We start from the raw sequence: 17,531 nt of genomic DNA, 5'->3' as shown, positions 1-17,531 counted from the left end.
GTTACGCTGCTGCCTGGGTCTTGTGTTGGGTCACCACGTCGTCCAAGCTGAACTCGGCATCGCTGTCCTCGGCATCGCCTTCTGCCGCCGCCGTGGTGGCTGCTCGCGCCCGCTTGTTCTTCTCGCGCTTTTCGGATTTCGCGTACACCTGCTGCACCTCGTGGTGCGCGTCGAAAAGTGCCTTCAGGCTTGCGGCCGACATCGTGACCGTCTTGCCTTCCAGTTCGTCCTCGTTGCCGGTCAGGAGCGTTTGGAGATTCTCGCGATCGCTTTCCGACAGCCGAGTGTAGAAGGTATCGAGCGAGGAAACCACCTTGCTGACGACCTGGCGCGGGATCGCCGGTCCGTAAAGGGACTTGGCCGTTACCTTCTTGCCGCCGTTGGCGCGCTCCTTTTCAAGACCATCGATGAGAATCTCGAGCGTCTTCTTGCTGCCGTGCTTGCGCAGCAGCGGGATTACCACGTCGGCAGACGTCTGCTCCAGAACGAGCATTTCCTGAATCGCAGTATCCGACTCAGCGAGCATGATGCACTGCTCGACGTGCGTGTCCGAGCGGCGCACGTGCGCGGCGATACGCTGGACAGGCCAGCCCCAATTCGCGAGGCGTCGGTAGCCATGACCCGATTCCAGCGGCATCAGTTGCAGGCCCTGTTGTCCGGTGGAGACCATATGGGCGACGCGCTCTGCGTCGTTCCCACGAAAGTGCCGGCATTCCACAAACTGAATATCGTGACCTTCATCAATCAGTTCCAGATCCATCAGGAGCCGGTTTTCACCATCAACGAGGAACACTTCGCCGTCTTCGACCCGAACGTCCAGCGGCGGGAATGTCGCACCGGCGAGCTTCGCTTGCTTGAGGCTGTCGATGTACGTGCGGCGGGTAGGGGTCATCTGCCCGTACAGCTTCGAGCGGACGTTGAAGCCCTGTTCGATCTGGATGATGCGTGGATCGACCTTGAAGTGAGTGACCTTCGCAACGCCGTCGATGCTCTTGTCCTCGGCCATTGCCTTGAGGGAAACGTGGTTTGCCATTCTGATCTCCAGTCGCGGGGGCTTAGTAGCCCCCAAAAAGCGAGGATTTTCCTCAAAAAACACGTATCACTATAACGATACGCAATCTCCGGGACGTTTCACGGCAAAACTGCGTCCCCGCCGCATCCCTTGCGCAGCAAAGCATTCCCGGCGAAATGAGGCCAATGTTTCACGGAAATGCGATGATCTAACCTGCACCGCGCCTACTGAGTGACATAATAACCGTTATGTCAGATAAGAGCAAGTGAGGATCATAATAATGACGTTGTACGTAATCATGAATTGACGCCGTTGCGATGCTTTTCTATGCTTGTTGGTGTGTGTCGGCCGTTTCAACGCCCCGTGCTCGCGCCGGCGAGCCATGAATTGACTTGGAGAGAAGCTGCTATGCGTAAGGCACCGGACGGACAATCGATCGACCCCGCAGCCGTTGAGCGCGAGATCGCGCGGATCAACGCTGCAATAGATGACTTCGCGGCGGAAATGAAGGTGGTCATGGCGCGAAAGGCCGCGGAGGGGCGCGTCGGGTGGGACGACCCTGCCCTGCGCGCGACAATCGTCAGTGACTTGATCGCGCACGCCATCTGCGCGGACAAGTCACCTGCACATGGGGTCCACGCGGCAAACTACGCGATGATGCTGCGCTACATCAGCGCATCAAAGCCTTCGATAGCGTAGCGTTTGTTTTGATTTGATTGCGCATGATATCGAATGCTATCATCCGATATGATTCGATATCAAATCATGGGGAGTTATCAACAGTTTCTGTTGATAGACCTGTTGATATGCTGCAAAATCCCGCCGCAAAGGGTTGATTTCGCGAGAATAGTTGCCCTCGCCTCGCGCAATCGAACCATTTGCTATCGAATGCAATCATATGATTACAAGTGATTGCATTCGATAGCGTGTGATATCAAATCGAAGCGGAGCAGAATGAAATCTGGTACGAACAGACCTCGCGACCTTGACCTAGAAGACCGCATTCGTGCGGAGGTTGAGCGTATCCGCGAGGAACACGCCTATCGCGGCGACTACCGGAAGCAGCTTCGAGCACTGATCGAAACCCTTTTCTTCAAATTCGGCGAGCGCGCAGGCGCTACTCGGCTGGTTTCGCTGCTCGCCGAGGATGGTCGATCGCCAAGCACGAGCACGGCGCAGGACGAGATCAACCAGTTCTGGAAGCGGCTTCAAGAGAGCGCAAAGGTCCGGATTGAGCGCCCTGACCTTCCTGACTTCCTTCTCGAAGTCTTCGGCCAAGTCGCCGCAACGGTGTGGGAGAACGCTCTCGCCCAAGCAGACGCCGCGCTGGCCGGATTTCGGGCTGAAGCCGAGGCATCCGTAAGCGCGGCTGAAGCTCGAGCGGCCGAGGCGGGTCGTCGGGCAAGCACGGCGGAAGCTGCGGCGCACCAGGCTGCTGACAGAGCGCTGGCGGCCGACGCTCAGCGCGAAGAGTTAGCCGTCCAGCTTGCGGCCGAACAGGCCGGCCGACATGCCGCAGAACAAACGCTAGCCCAAGTGCGGGCCGAAAGCGATGAGCGCGAGCGCAAGCGTGCCGAGGAAGCTGCCGAATTGCAGCGCACCATTCAGGAACTCCGGGCCGCTTCCGATCGTGTTGAGCGAGAGCAACGACGTTTGCTTGTAGTCATAGATGACTACAAGACCGCCGCTGCCCGTGATCGCGAGGCGAGGAAAGAGGCAGATGAGAACAATCGTGCGCTGAACATCGCCATGCAAAGCATGCAGGGAAATATCAATCGGCTTTCCAACGAACGAGGAATCCTCGAAGGGCGAGCCGAAGCGGCTGAAAAGCTGGCCGACCGCCTTCAGAAGGATCGAGATACGGCTCTCGCCCAACTGGCGGAGGCCGCTGCGCGCGTAAGCGCGGCGGAAGCGCGCGTTCGCGAATTGGAGGCAATGCTGGCCGCACAGCGGAGTGGCGGTCGCGACGCCACTCCTGCATCCGCAGCCTAGAAAATCCGCTATCAAATGATAGCATTTGATATGATTCGATATAGTTACAAAGGGGCAATCGAATGAACGTGAATCCTGCCGTCAACGGAGACGAAGGCGCGGTCTTCGCAGTGGCCAGCGAAAAAGGTGGCACTGGCAAGAGTACGACTGCGACCAATCTCGGCGCTTACCTCGCCGGCGAAGGCCACGACGTAATGATCGTGGACTGCGACCCGCAAGCTACCACGTCTAACTGGATCGACCGCAGGAACAAAAAGATCCTCGGCGGCGCTCCGGTCGCGAAGATTCACTGCACGCAGAAATCCGGGAATGTCTATGAGACCGTTCAAGATCTCGCGACGCGCTACAAGTACGTGATCGTTGACGTGGGCGGTCACGACAGCAGGGAACTTCGAACGGCCCTGACGGCAGTGGATAAGGTTTATGTGCCCTTCGCCGCAAGCCAGGCAGATCTCGAAACGCTCGACCACATGAACGAGGTCATCAGCTTGGCGAAGGGGCTCAATCCTGATCTGCGCGCGTTCGGCCTGTTGAACATGACCCCGCATGATCCATCGCCGAAGGAAGTGCTCAACGCTAAGGCATTTCTCGAAGAGTTCGACCAAATCCGATTGGCAGAGACGACCATCGGCTATCGGAAGATCTACAAGCAGGCTCTGCTCGAAGGCTTCGGCGTGGTAGAGATGGACAACTCCAAGGCGAAGGCTGAGATCCAGTTGTTCGCATATGAGGTATTGGCATGAGCAGTGGATTTGTCCGTCCCAACAGGAAACCTCCTGTAGACCCGGCTGCACTGGAGCGCTTTGCGTCTGGCGCGGACGAACGGCGCGCTGCTGTTGGCTCTGCGGAGCCTCCGCCCGCTGAGACCGCCGCGGCACCATCATCTGCGCCCACTCCCCAAGCGGCGGCCGCGCCAGTTGCGGCCGCCGCACCCGCTCCGGTGGCTACGCCTGCGCCGGCCCCGGTTGAAGCGGCAAGCGCTGCACCGGCCGCCGTCGAGCGGCGCGTCGCCACGGCCAAATCGAATGCGCCCGCCGAAGTCGCCGAAAAGGCTTCTGAGTCGGTGCTCTGGCGCGTCACGCCTTCCACGCTGGACCTCTACAACTTCGTATTCGAGAACACCAACGTCAAGAGCAAGCAGAAGCTTCTGGATTTGATCTTGATTCCTGAGCTTGAGCGCCGCGCCGAAGAGATTCGCAAGGGACTCTGACGCGATGAAACCGCCCGTCGAGCCACCCGTTCACGGCCCCGTCCGATGCGAAGAATGCCGGCATTTCACCGGCACCTCGCTATCCTGGGGATGCTCGAAAGGGTATGAGGCCCCGAATCGGTACGTCTACCTCAAGGATGCGTGCGCGGATTTTGCCGCGATGACGCGCGACGAACTCATCTACAAGCGCTTCCGGCTCAACGCCGAATGGGTAGGCGACGCCGACATCAAAAAGCATCGCGGCACGGTGCGACGTACGGTTGGATCGCTGCGCAGCGCGCTCGATCTGTTCGGTCAATATTTGTCGTCCGAACAGATCGATGCGATCAAGCAAGCTCGCCAGGCCCTCGATGTATTGGGTGATGACCTCGAACGCGCCGAGAAGATCGCCCGGAAGGTGAAGCAGGACGCAGATGCGCGACGCGAACAGGAGACGGCCGAACGGCAAACCAAACTCATACTCGCGCAGCTTGGCGTTGCTTCGATCGATGCAGCAGCCACGGACGAGGTGCTGAAGCTGGCCGAGGACATCTCTGAGTTTGCGGGGAAGGCCGCGAGAGCATGGTGGGTCAAGACCACCGGAAGGACCGAAAATTCATTCGACTTCTACATCAACTACAGTCTCGATGAACTTGCCAAGGTTGTTCGGAACAGTGCCGAGCCCGACAGACGGGCGAAGATGCAGCGACTGATTCTGTCGATCGGGCAGCACCTCGACAAGCTCAACGATGCGTGGCGGGATCATCCAACTCTTGAAGACTTCCGGAAATTCCGAGTGTTCCAGGCTGACCGCCGCAAGATTGCTGCGATGGCGCGCCCTATATCAGACTAGACTGACCGGCACCTACGCTTCTGCGCGTCACCGTTCGACACCCCGAGGCACTGCACGACCTTCAGCCGGCCGCGTAACGCTAGAGAGCCATCATGACCCATCGCCCGTACAGACCGAAGAGCCCGACTCTGCGCGCCACCTATGAGCAAATGCTAAAGGTCGGCGAGACACGACGGCCAACCCAAGGCGGCCTGTCGAACGCCTACTGCACTGCGCGCGATACCGGCATGATGCCCACGTGGTGCCCGCCGGGCACACCCTCGTTCGCGGCAGCAAAAGCTGGTCTGCAACGCCGAGCGGACATACTCAAGGGCATGACCTACAAGGGGTTTGCCGCCAAGATCGATTTCGACGAGCGCGATAGAATTTTCGTCGGCCGCGTGCTCGATGCGGATTCGGTCATCAGCTTTCACGGCACGACAGCAGACGAACTGACGCGAGATTTTCGCGCGGCTATCGACCACTATCTGACCGAGCGCAACGGGCACACGCAAGAGTAACGCATCGTCAGTCGTGCGCCGTTTTCTCGCTGCGCTCACGGCGACGGCCGGCGAAGTGAACCCCTCTCCCTAAGTGAGTTCACTTCGCCTGCTTGATCTCGTCGTCAGGCCGGCCGCCGTCTCGACGCGCGCCGGCCGAAGCCCGGCTCTTCACGTCAGACGCACCGCCGAATTCGCCGACGCGCCATCGCTCCGTCTGGATGAGACAGCGAAGCACGTTCATTGCCACCAACGTGTCCTTGTACTCGTTCCGGATCACGCGAAACAGATCTTCAATCTCGCCCATCACGCGCCGCGCGCGAACCACTTCGAGGATGACACGCCGAATGTCCGGATCGCGCACGCGACGGTACAGATCGACCAGTTCGGCGTGCATCGGCGAATCGAACTCCGGCAGTGTCTTGATGCCATACGGCTCGACCCTGCACGCTTCACGCCATGCCGGCGGCCCCACCCGCTCGCGGCGCGTGTGCTTCAGCTTGCGCCCGAAGTCGTTCTCGAGGAGCGTGTGACAATGACCCGCTTCCGCCTCCGTTAGCCAGAACGGGTACAGCTTCACCTCCCCGTTGTCGAGGTCGGTGTACTCGTATCGATACTCCCAAACCGTCCCCATTTTTTACACCGTCACCTGTACGAATATACAGTATATCGAGTATGGCGCAGAGGAAGTCCATATCGGAACTCGAGGTGCGTTCAAGGGGCGATTTCGCAGCCCCCAACGGCCGGAATCGCCCGTTCACGTTGTTGGCCGCGGAGAAGCCGATGTTCAGAAAATCGACACCGGGTGGTGAGGCGGGGTCAGACGGGTTATGATGTGGACGAGCGTTAGGCAGGCGCTCGCAACCCGTCTTCGCAAAGCTGGCAACAGCACTGTCGCGGCAACCTCATTTCCATGGCCTTCTTTGGCCCTGGAACGCAGCGGTGGACGGGTAACGCTGCACACAGGGCCGGAGAACCGTCATGCCCAGCATCAATGCACGGCCGTCGACGTTGGACGGCATCAAGCGCCTCGCGAAAACCATCAAGCGCGAGCACGGAATCCCCCATCACCTGGCTCTCGACGAGGCGTCCCGCGCAGCGGGGTTCCAGAATCTGCGTCATGCGCAGAACCAGATTGAGCATCCAACGACCCATGCGGCATACCTGAGTGCGTATTGGGCAAATGCCGGCGGTGCCGGGCGCGAGACCCTCACGATCAGGCTGCCCAAGCCGCTGGTCGATGTCATCGCAAGTCATCAGCTGAGCACGGCGAAAAACCTCGGATGGTTTTTCCTCGAATCGGTGGATCACATCGAGTTGAGGACGGACGTCAGCAATCAGCAGCTCGCCCGCGATGCACTGTTCGCTGCTGCGCGCACGCTGCGCTTCATGGCGGCGACCGGATTGCGCCCGACTACAACGCAGCAGCAAAGACGCCCCATGCGCATTTTCGATGACCTGCCCGGGTTTGACCACGCTTCGCGGTGGGTCGACAGGGAGACAGGCGCGTGGATTTTTATTGATGAGCCTTATGCGCTCCTTGAACCCGAGAAGCGCCACAGCTGGGTCGCCGAGCACGGAATTCACATGGCGACGCCGGAATGGGAAGGTCTTCACAACCCGACGACGATCCCGCACGTTTTCTGTTCCAGTCAAACGCTGCTTGCTAGGTTGTCGAAACAACTCGCCCAGCTCGGTGGTCGCGGGAAGGAACCCGAATGGGACGGAGAATCGGCCCGCTACTGGTCCCAGTTCATCAGTCCTGCCAGACAGGCTAAGGGCAAAAGTAGACGGGCACGACAGATGCCCGCGCCGCGCGGTGTGGAACGTAATGGCGCGCTACCGTACGGATCGCGCGTGGGCGGGATAGAGTCTCGGTGGCGGCCGGCCAGGCGGATGCCGCTCGACATGCATCTCACCGTGGGCCCACTCGTGCACGCACTCGACCACCATGGTTTTCCGGGCGGACCACGCAGGTCTATCGAATTTGTGCGGACGACGCTGGATGACTGGATACAGTTGGAATATCCAGGCGACGAAATGTCAGACGAGCAGTTTCGTGCGGCCTACTACGGTACGCACCAGGAACCGATCGTCGATCAAGGCGGCCAGATTGAGGCCGTTCGCCGCATTCGCTCGCTGCTGAGTGAGGGATACCCGGACTGCAGACCCAGGCGGGCGCTACTCGATCGGCTCGCCGGCGTTGAGGCCGCACTGTTGAAAACTGGGGCGCGCCGGCAAGACTAAGCCCTCGGGTGGGGCACCACAATGTGGCTGCCCCACCCTGTTACAGTCGGCCTACCGTCTACCACGCACTGTGACGCCGAACCAGCGTTGACGCTACGCTGCTCAAGAGCACCTTCGTGAGCGGGAAATCGCCTGCGAAGCAAGGGCGACGTGCTCGCGCTTAGCGTACGAAAAATTCGCTTCAAATGCCACGCAGCGCCATCAAGGGACGATATGGAACAGCAAGCGAAGCCCGCCGCAATGGACGAAGAAGAGAAGACGACCGCGATCGGCCTCGCGCGCTACGCGTATGAGTACATCGAAGCAGCAATGCTCGTGGATGACGACCAAGCGAAAAGGAATCCGGGGGCGCAGATTTCGCCAGTGCCGGCTTATTTCTTGGCACATCACGGTATCGAGTTGACGCTCAAGTCCTACCTGCGCCACTCCGGAATCACTGTGCGCGAGCTGCGGAAAAAGCAGTACGGGCACGACCTCCACGCCTGCTATCGGAAGGCGAAAGAGCTTGGATTGCTCAGCATATTCAGGGAAACGGATCGCGACATAAAGGCAATGGAATTGCTGGTCCTGCTCAACATCGAACACGGCCTGCGCTACATCCAGACCGGCACGAAGCACTTCCCCCTGTGGAGCATTGTCGAGCCGCTTGCTGTCCGGCTCCACCAGGCCGTAGCTCAGGCCGTCGGCTACCACTCCTTCACGAAAGCCTACGGAGGCTACTAACCGATGTGCACCACCTACCGCGCGCCAAACGAAGATCCGGGCATCAACGAACTAAAGCTCGGCATCGGCGACTTGTTTCACCGCGATCCTTGGCCACTGGATGTATGGCCCGACTACACCGCGCCGGCCGTGCTACCGGACGGCGATGATGCGATGGTCGTCGCAGGTGTGTACGGCTTCTGGCCGAAGTTCATGCAGCCTGAGAAGACCCTTCCGAACGGCAAGAAACTGCCCAAGTTCAGCACGTACAACTCGCGCGGCGAAGAGGTCAGCATCAAACCAACGTTCAAAAAGGCTTGGGCTGACGGACAGCGATGCCTGATCCCCGCTGCATATGTGCTGGAGCCGTCCTACCCTCATGCGAAGCTGGATGAAAAGGGCAAGTGGATCAAGGGCCCTTGCGTGTGGCAGAGGATCGGCATGGCCGATGGTTCGACGTATTGCGTCGCGGGGATCTGGAAACGATATCCAGATCGCGACGGCCGGCCGCTGATCGGCGTCTCTATGCTGACGCTCAACGCCGACAATCACCCACTGATGAAGCAGATGCACGGTCCCGAAGACGAGAAGCGCTCGATCGTGATCCTGCGGCCGGCCGACTACGACGAATGGTTGCACACGAAGAACGTTGAGGCCGCGCGCGCAATCATGCAGTTGCTGCCGGCCGATGAAATGCGGGCTGAGCCGACGGACTCACCGAAACGCGCCAAGGCGAAGGCCGCCTAGCTCCTTCGCATACGATCAGGCGAAATGAGGTACTCCTGAAGCTTCGCCAACACATCGGATTCTGCCCCACCGAAGTCCCACACGGTCGGCCAGCCACCGTACTTGTTCGCCAGGTCGTGGTCCACGTACCACCGGTTCTGTGAAGCTGGTCGAACGGCTATCAAATCGCCTTCGATCAGATCGGAGTCCACCACCGACAGCCAGAGATTATCGCTGCCTTCCGGGTCGTCAGATTCGTGCGGTTCCACCTTGACGAAATACGAGGGAAACGCCCGGAGTATCTGACTGGTCATGCTGTAGAGGCCCGCGGCCAATAATCCCGCGTCTGTGAACCTCAACGCACCCCAATCATACGACTCGTCGGGATCGCATTCGCTCGCGTTCTGCCACCCGTCATACCACTCACCGTGCTGCCACGTACCAGGCGGAAACGGATTAGCACTGAAGTCCACCCGCGCACAGTAAGCCTCGCCTCCCTGATCGAACGGCAACACTTCATTGGGGGAGTCCATTTCAGACCTTCGTCACCGGGATCGTATTGGCTGTTATCTGCTCGACATCTGCAACCTCGAGGAATTCTTCTCCTTCAAGCTGCACCCCATCGATATTGAGGCCGCTTCTTTGAGCTTCCCGCTGCGCGATTTGATACGCTTGCGCTCCCGCCTGCAAGACGGACCTTGGCTGCCCCTGGTTGGGAACAGGCACAAGCATCGCACTGCCGGCATTGGTGTACTCAAGGTCTACGTTGGCGACCGATGTGCGGCTTGCATCAGGCCGCGGGGTAAGTACCGCGCGAACGCGTGTGCCGTTAGAGAGCAGAAAGTCGATAATCTGCGTAGGCTGGAGCAACGTGTTCGGATAGGTGGTCTTCGTCATTGTTAGATCTCGAAGGTCAGGTGCGCAAATTGCGTTTCCACGAACCGACGTATGCCACCGCCGACGCGATCGTCGCGGCAGCGAGCGAAGCGATAAGCCAACTCGCGCGCGCGGACGCTTCCATCAAATGTACAGTCGCCGGTGCATCGGTGTGGGCCATACGGATTGCCGCATGGGCGCTCGCGGCTTGCTGCTGGACAATGTACAGCAGCGCCAAGAGTGTCACGGCCGGCATCGTCCATGCCAAGTATGCAATTGATGCACGCTGTATTTTTTGCAGACTCAAAAATTCGAGTAGCTTGCTCATCTGAATTCCTTCGCCGATTTCACTTCGTCGCATCGAGACGCGCGTACAGGTCATCGATTTCCGCCTGCATCATGCGGTTCTCTTCCTCGTTCGCATCCATCTCGTCTGAGAGCACACTGATCCTCGCCAGCATTTGCTCTTTGGTCATGCTTTCCTGTTCTTGCATTGATCTCTCCCCTGAGCGCCGCGCATCGCATTCAAAGCGATGTCGATTAAATGCGCATAGGTGCCTGCGTCGCCGTGCGGATTGCCGCGTGCATCAGTCAGCTTCCGAACTTCGCCAGTTTGCCGGTGCCAGTCGAACTCAGCGGCGCTCCACAACTGTCGCTGTATGTCTTCCAGACTGGCGGGCTTTTTCGCTTTCATTTGTACGAGACAAAAATCATGGACAAACGCGTCGAATTCCCTCGAAGCCGGTGCCCATGGGCGTAGCGCATTCGTAGCAACAGTGTTTCCTCGGTCTTCGCTTTCCATAGCTCCCTCGATGATGAGCGCCCTACTTACGCTCGCGGGCACGCTCGATGGCTTCGTCCGCGATCGTCTTTGGCGTTTCGAACGTCACGCCACCATCCCATTCCAACGCGACGGGTGCACCGCAGAAAACGCAAACAGATGCCTCGCCGTCGTGGGAGTCATCATCGAGGTGTTGTTCGCCCCGACGACCGCACGCAGCGCATTTGTACACGTAGAGAACCTTGCTTGGTCGCGCCATTTAACGCCCCCGTTTTGTCGGATCAGTGAAGCAACTCGTGCACGTCTTACCGCTTCGCCATACCAGGCGCCATACTGCCTCCGATGAAGAACCGGCGGCCCTCAATGAAGCCTCGAGGCAGTTGGCATCGCCCATTCTCGCGCGCCAGCTTCATTGCCCACGCCTGCTTAAAGCATCCCTTCGGCTTCACGCTCGTATCGAACATTGCCTTGTCGAGCCAGCCCAACTTCACTTTCACCACGTTCTGCGACATTTCTTCTCCTTGCGCCGGCCGCGCCGGCATTTTTCGTTAGCTCCCTGCGCATGTTGCGCGCAGCTTGTTCAAAACCTCTTGGTAGTTCTCGTGCAATTCGGGCCAGTCTGGACCGGGTTGCAGCGCCGAAGTGTCCAAGCGTTTCGACGCGATTGCCAGCCGCACGCTTGGATGGCGATGCCCGACCGTGGCGAGCCAACCCGCGCACGCGAATTCTTCATTTGGCTTCGACTGGTGACACGCAAAGATGGTCGCGCCAAAGTTCGGTCCCATGCCGCGCTTGTCAGGGCATGTTGCGGCCAGACTCTCCGCGATCGATGCCGACCAACTCGTATTCGCCAACGTCGTTTCGATAACCAACACCGATCATGAGTTGTTCCGCGCGGGCCTGTTGCTGCCCGCGTCGGGCAGCGAGGGTAAAGCCCCAAGACCGGGTTATTTTCTCGTCAGGGCTTCTTGGGAGCCAGTTCTTTGCCGGTCAAATCGCCCGCATAACACACACCAGTGAGAAATCGTTGCAGGCTTCTCTCGTCTGCTGAGTGCAGATACCCCGTCTTGATCGCGTCCGAGGCGAGAATTGAGAGATTGATATCGAGGACGGGCGGACGTTCATACGTTGCGTTCACGATTGCTTCGACCGGCTTCTTTTGCTCTGCGGCCTTCTTCGCCATGAGCACTGCGCCAACGCTGTGCGTGTCACAGGCGACGTAGCGGTCCGCATTGAAGCTGGTCACGGGTTCGGCGTTGGCGAAGCTCACAAACGAGAGCATTGCGGCAAATACGAGGCTTTTCTTCATTTTGACTTTTGAATTTTTCCGGCTACCGGCCAGTGCGGAGCGCTCACGCGCTGAGTTGTTTTCCTAGTCTCGTCGGGCAGCACCGCGCATCTCAGCCGTCACGCGCTCCATCAGACCCGCGCGCATCGCGAGATGCAAGACCGCCCTGGTATAAGCCTGCACGTTCGTGCCGGCCTCTGCCACCTGCGCCTTGATGAATCGGTTCATGGATTCAGGTGCGCCAATTACGATCGACACCAACTGATCAAGCGGATCGATGTTGCTCGCGCCTGCCTTGGCACGCTTACGCGGCTGCGCCGCCGCAACCGCTTCCGCCACGAGATCATCCAGGTTGAGTTCCTCAGCAATCGTGTTCGTGCTGCCGGCGAACACCGGAACGACGGATTTCAGCAGCTCATCCAACGCCGCCTTGTCAACCAGAACATTCATACGCATCAATCCCTCTTTAATATCGACATCCGCGCGTCGATCATGAGGGAAAGCATACCGCCGAGCCAGCGCAAATGCAACATCTATGTTGCATTTGATTTTAGTGCAAGCACCAGCCCACGGTATGCGTCGGCCTCCTTCATGGGCACTTCCTGCCCGGTTTTTTCGTACCTGCCGATTTGTTGGCGCGTCAACCCCCAGCGCTCCGCAAGCTGCGTTTGGGTCAATCCGGCCTTCTTGCGCAGCGCCTGCGCATCTTCGCCGTAGAGCACGTCAGTATCCCTCATGGTCGGTTGTCAAATGGAACGCCTATGTTCCATCATCATACCCCACCATATCGCAATATCGGCCGAAACTGCCCAAGTGTTTAATCGCGGAGAGCGATTTTGGGCCACGACGTTGCGCCGCTCGCGCGCAAAAACGTCAAGATAGGAGTCGTGTGATTAAGGTGCTCAAGTCCTAGCTTGGGTCGCCGGAAATGCCTGCGCAGCCCCGCACTGAACTGAGCCCCTTATTTTTTTGGTTCATGATGGGTTCGGCTGCTTCACCGCGCCTGGTCAGCGTTCACATCCGCTTCGAAGACCACGCCATTTCGCTCCGGATCTCTCGGGGGCAAATTGCGCCGCAGATCGCGCATCAAGCCGATACCTCGATGCAAGGCCAGCCCGCAAAACTCGCCTTCCGGCATCCTGGCGTTGTCAGCCGCCTCGCGCATGCGCCGGTAGTCCTCGGGGTGCATATCGAGCACGACTGCCACCTTCTTGACCCTTTCCATATCGATCACCTCACATGCGCAGACGCGCCGGCGCGGGGCTGTCTGCTGCATTTTCGGCCGGCGCAACGTAGTCGTAAATCGGCCACCCGTGGGTCTCGGAAAGGGCATTGGCATACGCCGCGGCAAGTTCATGAGAACCGTGGTCGCCAACGCATTCAACCCCACCCGTCCGGTAATGGACGTACACAGAGAAAAATTGAGGGCTGCCGTTATCGACTTCGCAGAAACTCGCATCCGGATTGGATGGGTCCACGAACTCGCTGACGCCCTGAATTTCGAGAGCATCAAAGCGTTCGGGGCGGCTTCCGATGATGGCGTCCGCGAATCGCTCGTCCATGGTCTCGCTGACCCTTTGAAGCTCCGCGTTCTTCGCCGCCAGCGCCTCCCGGAGCAGCGCGACGTATTCCGGCCCCAACGCATTCGCGTTCGCGCCGGTGGTCGCCTCCGCCTCAAGTGCGAAGCCTATGGTGGACGCAGTTTCCCACGGAGAGACGCCGCCAGACGCCGGCCAGGCGAGATGCTTCGTCTCCTGCCAGAAGCGTTTCAGCGCATCTTCCGTTGCTCCCGCTCGGACGAGGCCGGCAATCAGTTCGCCGCGAGACTGGCCGACACCGCCGACTTCCTTATCGAAAAGGTGCTTCCATTTGACCACTGCGATCGCTTTCGAGAGCGGCTGCACGACGTTCGGCTCTTGAGACATTCGAAACCCTCACAATATGCGTATCGGTATAACGATACACATATTATCGCACTCGTCAAACGACCGATTCAGTGCAGGAGATCGACGGAACGAAGAGCGAGGATCGCAAACGCGTACATGAGAACTTCCTTGCCGGCGTATATCACACGATCGACGGCCACCGCGCCTTCAGCGTTCGATATCCGCCAGGCATGTTTCGCCACGATCACGGCCAGAATCGCCGTGAAAACCCAAGGCGTCACAACGTCCGGCATTACGGCCGCGCCAACCCCGAGCAGAAACCCGTCGCGAATACCCGCGATCACGTCGTGCAGTGGTGCCGGGTACAGCCCGAGACTCAGCACGAATGGCTGGCCGGGCTCAGTTGGCATATACGAGGGTCGGCCGCGATCGGCGCTCTGCGCGAGCGATGGCCACCGCTTCACAAGCACCGGACCGACCAGATGCTGCCATGCCATACCCGCGACAAGCGGATAGAACACGGCAAGCAGGACCAGGCAAAGCGCGTATACGCCCCCGCAAAGAACGGCTGTCGAAAACAGATCTGCGCGACTGATCAAGCCCTCCGGCTTCGGGACCGCCGCGACGGCATGGGCGATCGCCGGTTGAACTGCGCTCTGTCGAGCAGCAAGATCAAGATGTAGGATCGCGGCCTCGATCGAAACCACGATCAGGATACCGATAGCTGCCGAAAGAATGAGTTTCCCAACCTTCATGTTGCCTACTCCAGTCGTGGATCGCGTTCAGAAGAGCGCCTGTTGCGACAGATCGCATTTCGGCGAAATCACTGAAGCACGGTCGACGCGCACCGGCTCCTCCAGCTTTGTCGGCTCATAGATCGTGCCACCGCTTTTCAGGTTCTTGAATAGCGCCTCGATCGCATCGAGCGCGCTGACGTATGCGATCTGCTTCCCAGGCACAAACCAACCGGCGTTGTGCGGGATGCTGTCGTTGAAACAGCACCCGAGTCGTTTCGCGAGAATCCCGAGCGCGTCGGCAATGTCGTTGGGCACGGCATGAGAGGGTTCGACAGAGAGCACGCACTTCGGCACTGCCGTAGTTGCGAGCGACAAAGCCACTGGCGGCGGCCCGTCGACCGCGCCCCCCTCCGGTGGACCGCCCGAGCCGATCGGCTCCTCCCACCTCATCAAGCGTTCGAGATCGGCCAAACTCATCGAGCGCGTACCGGTCACGTCCACCACCACTTTCCACGAAGAAGTCTTCTGCGTCAGGACGTATCCCGTGATCTCGTACCCGCCAGGATGAAAGAGACGCTCCGTTCGCTCACGAACCTTGCAGGAAACGGCGTGCTGCGGCAACGCCAGATCCTCCGCTTGTAACGAGGCTTCGTCTCGCTGTTCCAGTGACATTCTCGAATCTCCGACACTCATGGCCTACAGCGCCAGCGGCAGGCCCGCAAATAAGGTGAAGGCGCCCGCAAGCGCAATGAACGGACCGAATGGCATTGCTTCGTCACTCGATGCCTTGCCACGCAGCATCAACCACACGCCGTGCGCAGCGGCCAACACGAAAGAAAGAAGAAATACCTGGCTCACCGACGCAACGCCGAACCATGCGCCTATTGCCGCGAAAAGCTTCAAATCGCCAAATCCGAGGCCGTCTCTGCCGCCGATCGCGCGCGCGGCGTACAACACAACGGCCAGCGCTGCGTAACCCACGACCGCCCCTGTCACGGCCGCCCCAAACGTTGCGAAGACACCTGCGAAATTGATGGCAATCCCTATCGCAACCAACGGGAGAGTGATCACGTCCGGAAGAAATCCTGTCTCCGCGTCGATGCACGCCAACGTCAGCACACTCGCTGCGAACAGGTAGCCGGCCAGAGCTTTCACAGACACGCCGAAGCGCAACATAACGAAGACGGCCAGCATCGCGGACAGGATCTCGATCAACGGGTAGCGCCAATGAATCGCCACGCCACACTGGCTGCATCTGCCGCGCAAGAGCAGATAGCTCAGTACAGGAACGTTTTCCCACGCTCGAAGCTGATGCCCGCACGCGGGGCATCCCGAACGAGGCACGACCAGGTTGTAGCTGCCTGACGCCGCTGCTTCGGCGTGAGGCTCGCGACTCGCCCACTCGCGGGTGAGCATGATCGGCAGTCGATGAATCACCACTGTGAGGAAGCTGCCGATCACGAGACCGACGAGCGCAACGAGGCCGGAACGGATCGGCATGGGCACGGCGGCAAACTCGGTCATCATGTGTTGCATGTGTCCACCGACAGCCCTTGGTCATCCTCAGTCGGTTTCGAGCGCGAAGCGACGGCACCGTCACCGATATGCCCATTTGCTTCGTTTAACTCCACGAAGACACGATCGATCTCGTTGTTGTCACCCGGCTCGCAAGCGCCGCGAAACGTCACCCGCTTTTCCCTGCTGCGCCGACTCATACGCCCTCCGCTAGCTGCTTGCGCGCTGCTCCCAACGGGACGACCGCCTCAAGCGCTACGCACCCTGAAACGCCCTCCACCATCACCACGGCGGTGTGCCCGCTCAGCACCCAGGCTTCGCTACGCGTCTTCGTCGCAACGCCCTCGCCTTCGCCGATGATCCGGTGGTACTTCACGAACGCGCCGACGCCATGCTGGCGATTCCAGTCGGCCACTGCGCGCTCAAGTCTGATCGAAGTCTTGTTCATGACGCTCCTCGTTTTCGCCTAGCTGCAAGCCGCGCTAACTTCTTCTTCCCATGATTCGATAGGGGTGTTGCCATCGAGATACGGCTCGATCCACGGATCACCAGGCTTGCACGCGCCGGTATTTGCCGTATAGGCACGCTCGCCCCACTGCCCCCACGCGAGTGCGTCGATCCGCTCCAGCCACGCCTCATACGGCAGGTCGCGCTCCACCTTCTCGACGCTGATGACGGGATACTCGAGCGATCGACCATCATCCGAAAAAGTGACGGTGTCGCCCTCTTCAAATACCTTTGCCGTGAGCGCTCGACCTTCCCATGTCAGCCGCTGAAACGGGCCGCAATAAACGATCACTCCATCGACCACGTAAAGCGTGGTCAGGTCTTGCCCGCGGTCCATGAGTTCGACCTTGTACATCTTCGCGTCGCGCTCGCACACGCGGGCGGGATTTTCAATACGTGCATGCTCTTCCATGAACACCTCCACTGATCCAAAACACGGCTTGATATTAGGTCAGTTTATCTGACCTAGCAAGTGCGATCTTCGATCGGGTCCGGCCGACTCTTCATGATGCTTTCCAGATCTTCGAGATCCGCGAACCTGACGATTTCGCCCTCGCCCACAACCCGCCCTCCAGACCCATAGATCTGAATCGAGCAATCTTCTCCCCACACCCTGCGCATGCGTCGGATCACGTCGTCACGCGCCGTTTCATTCGAAAACATCCCGCCCCTCCTTCCCCGCCAACGGGCGATTCGCCGCCCGACCTCGCCGATACGCACACCGAACCCGAACCCACACCA

At 59.4% G+C, this 17,531-nt stretch carries 27 protein-coding genes; 9 read left to right on the top strand and 18 right to left on the bottom strand.

All coding sequences use genetic code 11. From position 1 onward, the window contains the following. Position 1 precedes the first annotated feature (1 nt). A complete protein-coding gene (locus tag F3J14_RS04140; RefSeq protein WP_166721911.1) occupies positions 2-1,033 on the bottom strand; it encodes a hypothetical protein in 1,032 nt (343 codons plus the stop codon). A 387-nt stretch (positions 1,034-1,420) separates the two neighbouring features. Here F3J14_RS04140 and F3J14_RS04135 point away from each other — a divergent pair, with 387 nt between their 5' ends. The 6 genes from F3J14_RS04135 to F3J14_RS04110 all read left to right on the top strand — a co-directional run bounded on the left by F3J14_RS04135 (position 1,421) and on the right by F3J14_RS04110 (position 5,546). Then, positions 1,421-1,711 (top strand): hypothetical protein, encoded by a 291-nt coding sequence (locus tag F3J14_RS04135; RefSeq protein WP_166721910.1) that lies wholly within the window; start codon positions 1,421-1,423, stop codon positions 1,709-1,711. A gap of 255 nt (positions 1,712-1,966) precedes the next feature. Next, complete coding sequence (locus tag F3J14_RS04130; protein WP_166721909.1) at positions 1,967-3,004, top strand: DNA-binding protein; 1,038 nt, start codon at positions 1,967-1,969, stop codon at positions 3,002-3,004. 62 nt (positions 3,005-3,066) lie between these two features. Continuing rightward, entirely contained in the window at positions 3,067-3,747 is a 681-nt protein-coding gene (locus tag F3J14_RS04125; RefSeq protein WP_166721908.1) for an AAA family ATPase, read from the top strand. Positions 3,748-3,944: 197 nt separating this feature from the next. Continuing rightward, a complete protein-coding gene (locus tag F3J14_RS04120) occupies positions 3,945-4,214 on the top strand; it encodes a hypothetical protein (RefSeq protein ID WP_166721907.1) in 270 nt (89 codons plus the stop codon). A gap of 4 nt (positions 4,215-4,218) precedes the next feature. Further along, entirely contained in the window at positions 4,219-5,046 is an 828-nt protein-coding gene (locus tag F3J14_RS04115) for a hypothetical protein (RefSeq protein ID WP_166721906.1), read from the top strand. Positions 5,047-5,138: 92 nt separating this feature from the next. After that, complete coding sequence (locus tag F3J14_RS04110; protein ID WP_166721905.1) at positions 5,139-5,546, top strand: hypothetical protein; 408 nt, start codon at positions 5,139-5,141, stop codon at positions 5,544-5,546. A 79-nt stretch (positions 5,547-5,625) separates the two neighbouring features. Here F3J14_RS04110 and F3J14_RS04105 read toward each other — a convergent pair whose 3' ends face one another. Next, positions 5,626-6,159: a hypothetical protein gene (locus tag F3J14_RS04105; protein WP_166721904.1), complete on the bottom strand. Its 534-nt coding sequence runs from the start codon at positions 6,157-6,159 to the stop codon at positions 5,626-5,628. A 347-nt stretch (positions 6,160-6,506) separates the two neighbouring features. Between F3J14_RS04105 and F3J14_RS04100 the strand changes: the two genes are divergently transcribed. The 3 genes from F3J14_RS04100 to F3J14_RS04090 all read left to right on the top strand — a co-directional run bounded on the left by F3J14_RS04100 (position 6,507) and on the right by F3J14_RS04090 (position 9,221). Then, positions 6,507-7,772, top strand: a complete 1,266-nt coding sequence (locus F3J14_RS04100; RefSeq protein WP_166721903.1) for a DUF5623 domain-containing protein — start codon at positions 6,507-6,509, stop codon at positions 7,770-7,772. A gap of 213 nt (positions 7,773-7,985) precedes the next feature. After that, positions 7,986-8,495 carry a hypothetical protein gene (locus F3J14_RS04095; RefSeq protein ID WP_166721902.1) on the top strand — a complete coding sequence of 170 codons (510 nt, stop codon included), beginning with the start codon at positions 7,986-7,988 and terminating at the stop codon, positions 8,493-8,495. Positions 8,496-8,498: 3 nt separating this feature from the next. Then, entirely contained in the window at positions 8,499-9,221 is a 723-nt protein-coding gene (locus F3J14_RS04090) for an SOS response-associated peptidase family protein (RefSeq protein ID WP_166721901.1), read from the top strand. On the opposite strand, the gene F3J14_RS04085 is transcribed toward F3J14_RS04090, so the two are convergent. The 16 genes from F3J14_RS04085 to F3J14_RS04010 form a co-directional block, all read right to left on the bottom strand. Beyond that, positions 9,218-9,733, bottom strand: a complete 516-nt coding sequence (locus tag F3J14_RS04085) for a hypothetical protein (protein WP_166721900.1) — start codon at positions 9,731-9,733, stop codon at positions 9,218-9,220. The genes F3J14_RS04090 and F3J14_RS04085 overlap by 4 nt on opposite strands. 1 nt (position 9,734) lies before the next feature. Then, a complete protein-coding gene (locus F3J14_RS04080; protein ID WP_166721899.1) occupies positions 9,735-10,097 on the bottom strand; it encodes a hypothetical protein in 363 nt (120 codons plus the stop codon). A gap of 16 nt (positions 10,098-10,113) precedes the next feature. Then, positions 10,114-10,404, bottom strand: coding sequence for a hypothetical protein (locus F3J14_RS04075; RefSeq protein WP_166721898.1), 291 nt, complete (start codon positions 10,402-10,404; stop codon positions 10,114-10,116). Positions 10,405-10,423: 19 nt separating this feature from the next. Beyond that, positions 10,424-10,570 (bottom strand): hypothetical protein, encoded by a 147-nt coding sequence (locus F3J14_RS04070; protein ID WP_166721897.1) that lies wholly within the window; start codon positions 10,568-10,570, stop codon positions 10,424-10,426. Next, on the bottom strand, positions 10,549-10,878 hold the full coding sequence (locus F3J14_RS04065; RefSeq protein WP_166721896.1) for a hypothetical protein: 330 nt from the start codon (positions 10,876-10,878) through the stop codon (positions 10,549-10,551). Before F3J14_RS04065 ends, F3J14_RS04070 begins: the two co-directional genes overlap by 22 nt. Positions 10,879-11,162: 284 nt before the next feature. Continuing rightward, the gene (locus tag F3J14_RS04060; protein ID WP_166721895.1) at positions 11,163-11,369 is read right to left on the bottom strand and encodes a hypothetical protein; all 207 of its coding nucleotides are present in this window, start codon (positions 11,367-11,369) and stop codon (positions 11,163-11,165) included. 446 nt (positions 11,370-11,815) lie between these two features. After that, positions 11,816-12,166 (bottom strand): hypothetical protein, encoded by a 351-nt coding sequence (locus F3J14_RS04055; RefSeq protein WP_166721894.1) that lies wholly within the window; start codon positions 12,164-12,166, stop codon positions 11,816-11,818. A 63-nt stretch (positions 12,167-12,229) separates the two neighbouring features. Next, on the bottom strand, positions 12,230-12,595 hold the full coding sequence (locus F3J14_RS04050) for a hypothetical protein (RefSeq protein WP_166721893.1): 366 nt from the start codon (positions 12,593-12,595) through the stop codon (positions 12,230-12,232). An 83-nt stretch (positions 12,596-12,678) separates the two neighbouring features. Next, complete coding sequence (locus F3J14_RS04045) at positions 12,679-12,867, bottom strand: helix-turn-helix transcriptional regulator (protein WP_348771935.1); 189 nt, start codon at positions 12,865-12,867, stop codon at positions 12,679-12,681. A gap of 272 nt (positions 12,868-13,139) precedes the next feature. Next, positions 13,140-13,370, bottom strand: coding sequence for a hypothetical protein (locus tag F3J14_RS04040; RefSeq protein ID WP_166721891.1), 231 nt, complete (start codon positions 13,368-13,370; stop codon positions 13,140-13,142). Positions 13,371-13,380: 10 nt separating this feature from the next. Beyond that, a complete protein-coding gene (locus F3J14_RS35395) occupies positions 13,381-14,070 on the bottom strand; it encodes a hypothetical protein (protein ID WP_211080323.1) in 690 nt (229 codons plus the stop codon). Between the two features lie 68 nt (positions 14,071-14,138). Further along, positions 14,139-14,786: a hypothetical protein gene (locus F3J14_RS04030; RefSeq protein WP_166721890.1), complete on the bottom strand. Its 648-nt coding sequence runs from the start codon at positions 14,784-14,786 to the stop codon at positions 14,139-14,141. Between the two features lie 27 nt (positions 14,787-14,813). Beyond that, entirely contained in the window at positions 14,814-15,440 is a 627-nt protein-coding gene (locus F3J14_RS04025; RefSeq protein WP_166721889.1) for a hypothetical protein, read from the bottom strand. Positions 15,441-15,464: 24 nt separating this feature from the next. Then, positions 15,465-16,304: an A24 family peptidase gene (locus tag F3J14_RS04020; RefSeq protein ID WP_166721888.1), complete on the bottom strand. Its 840-nt coding sequence runs from the start codon at positions 16,302-16,304 to the stop codon at positions 15,465-15,467. 175 nt (positions 16,305-16,479) lie between these two features. Further along, a complete protein-coding gene (locus F3J14_RS04015) occupies positions 16,480-16,731 on the bottom strand; it encodes a hypothetical protein (RefSeq protein WP_166721887.1) in 252 nt (83 codons plus the stop codon). Positions 16,732-16,749: 18 nt separating this feature from the next. Then, positions 16,750-17,202, bottom strand: coding sequence for a hypothetical protein (locus F3J14_RS04010; RefSeq protein ID WP_166721886.1), 453 nt, complete (start codon positions 17,200-17,202; stop codon positions 16,750-16,752). Positions 17,203-17,531 lie beyond the last annotated feature (329 nt).

The sequence above is a fragment of the Burkholderia sp. Tr-862 genome, from assembly GCF_011753085.1.
GTDB lineage: Bacteria > Pseudomonadota > Gammaproteobacteria > Burkholderiales > Burkholderiaceae > Burkholderia > Burkholderia ambifaria.
Note: the sequence above shows the minus strand (reverse complement) of the source record. Positions and strands in the feature narration are given on the sequence as shown.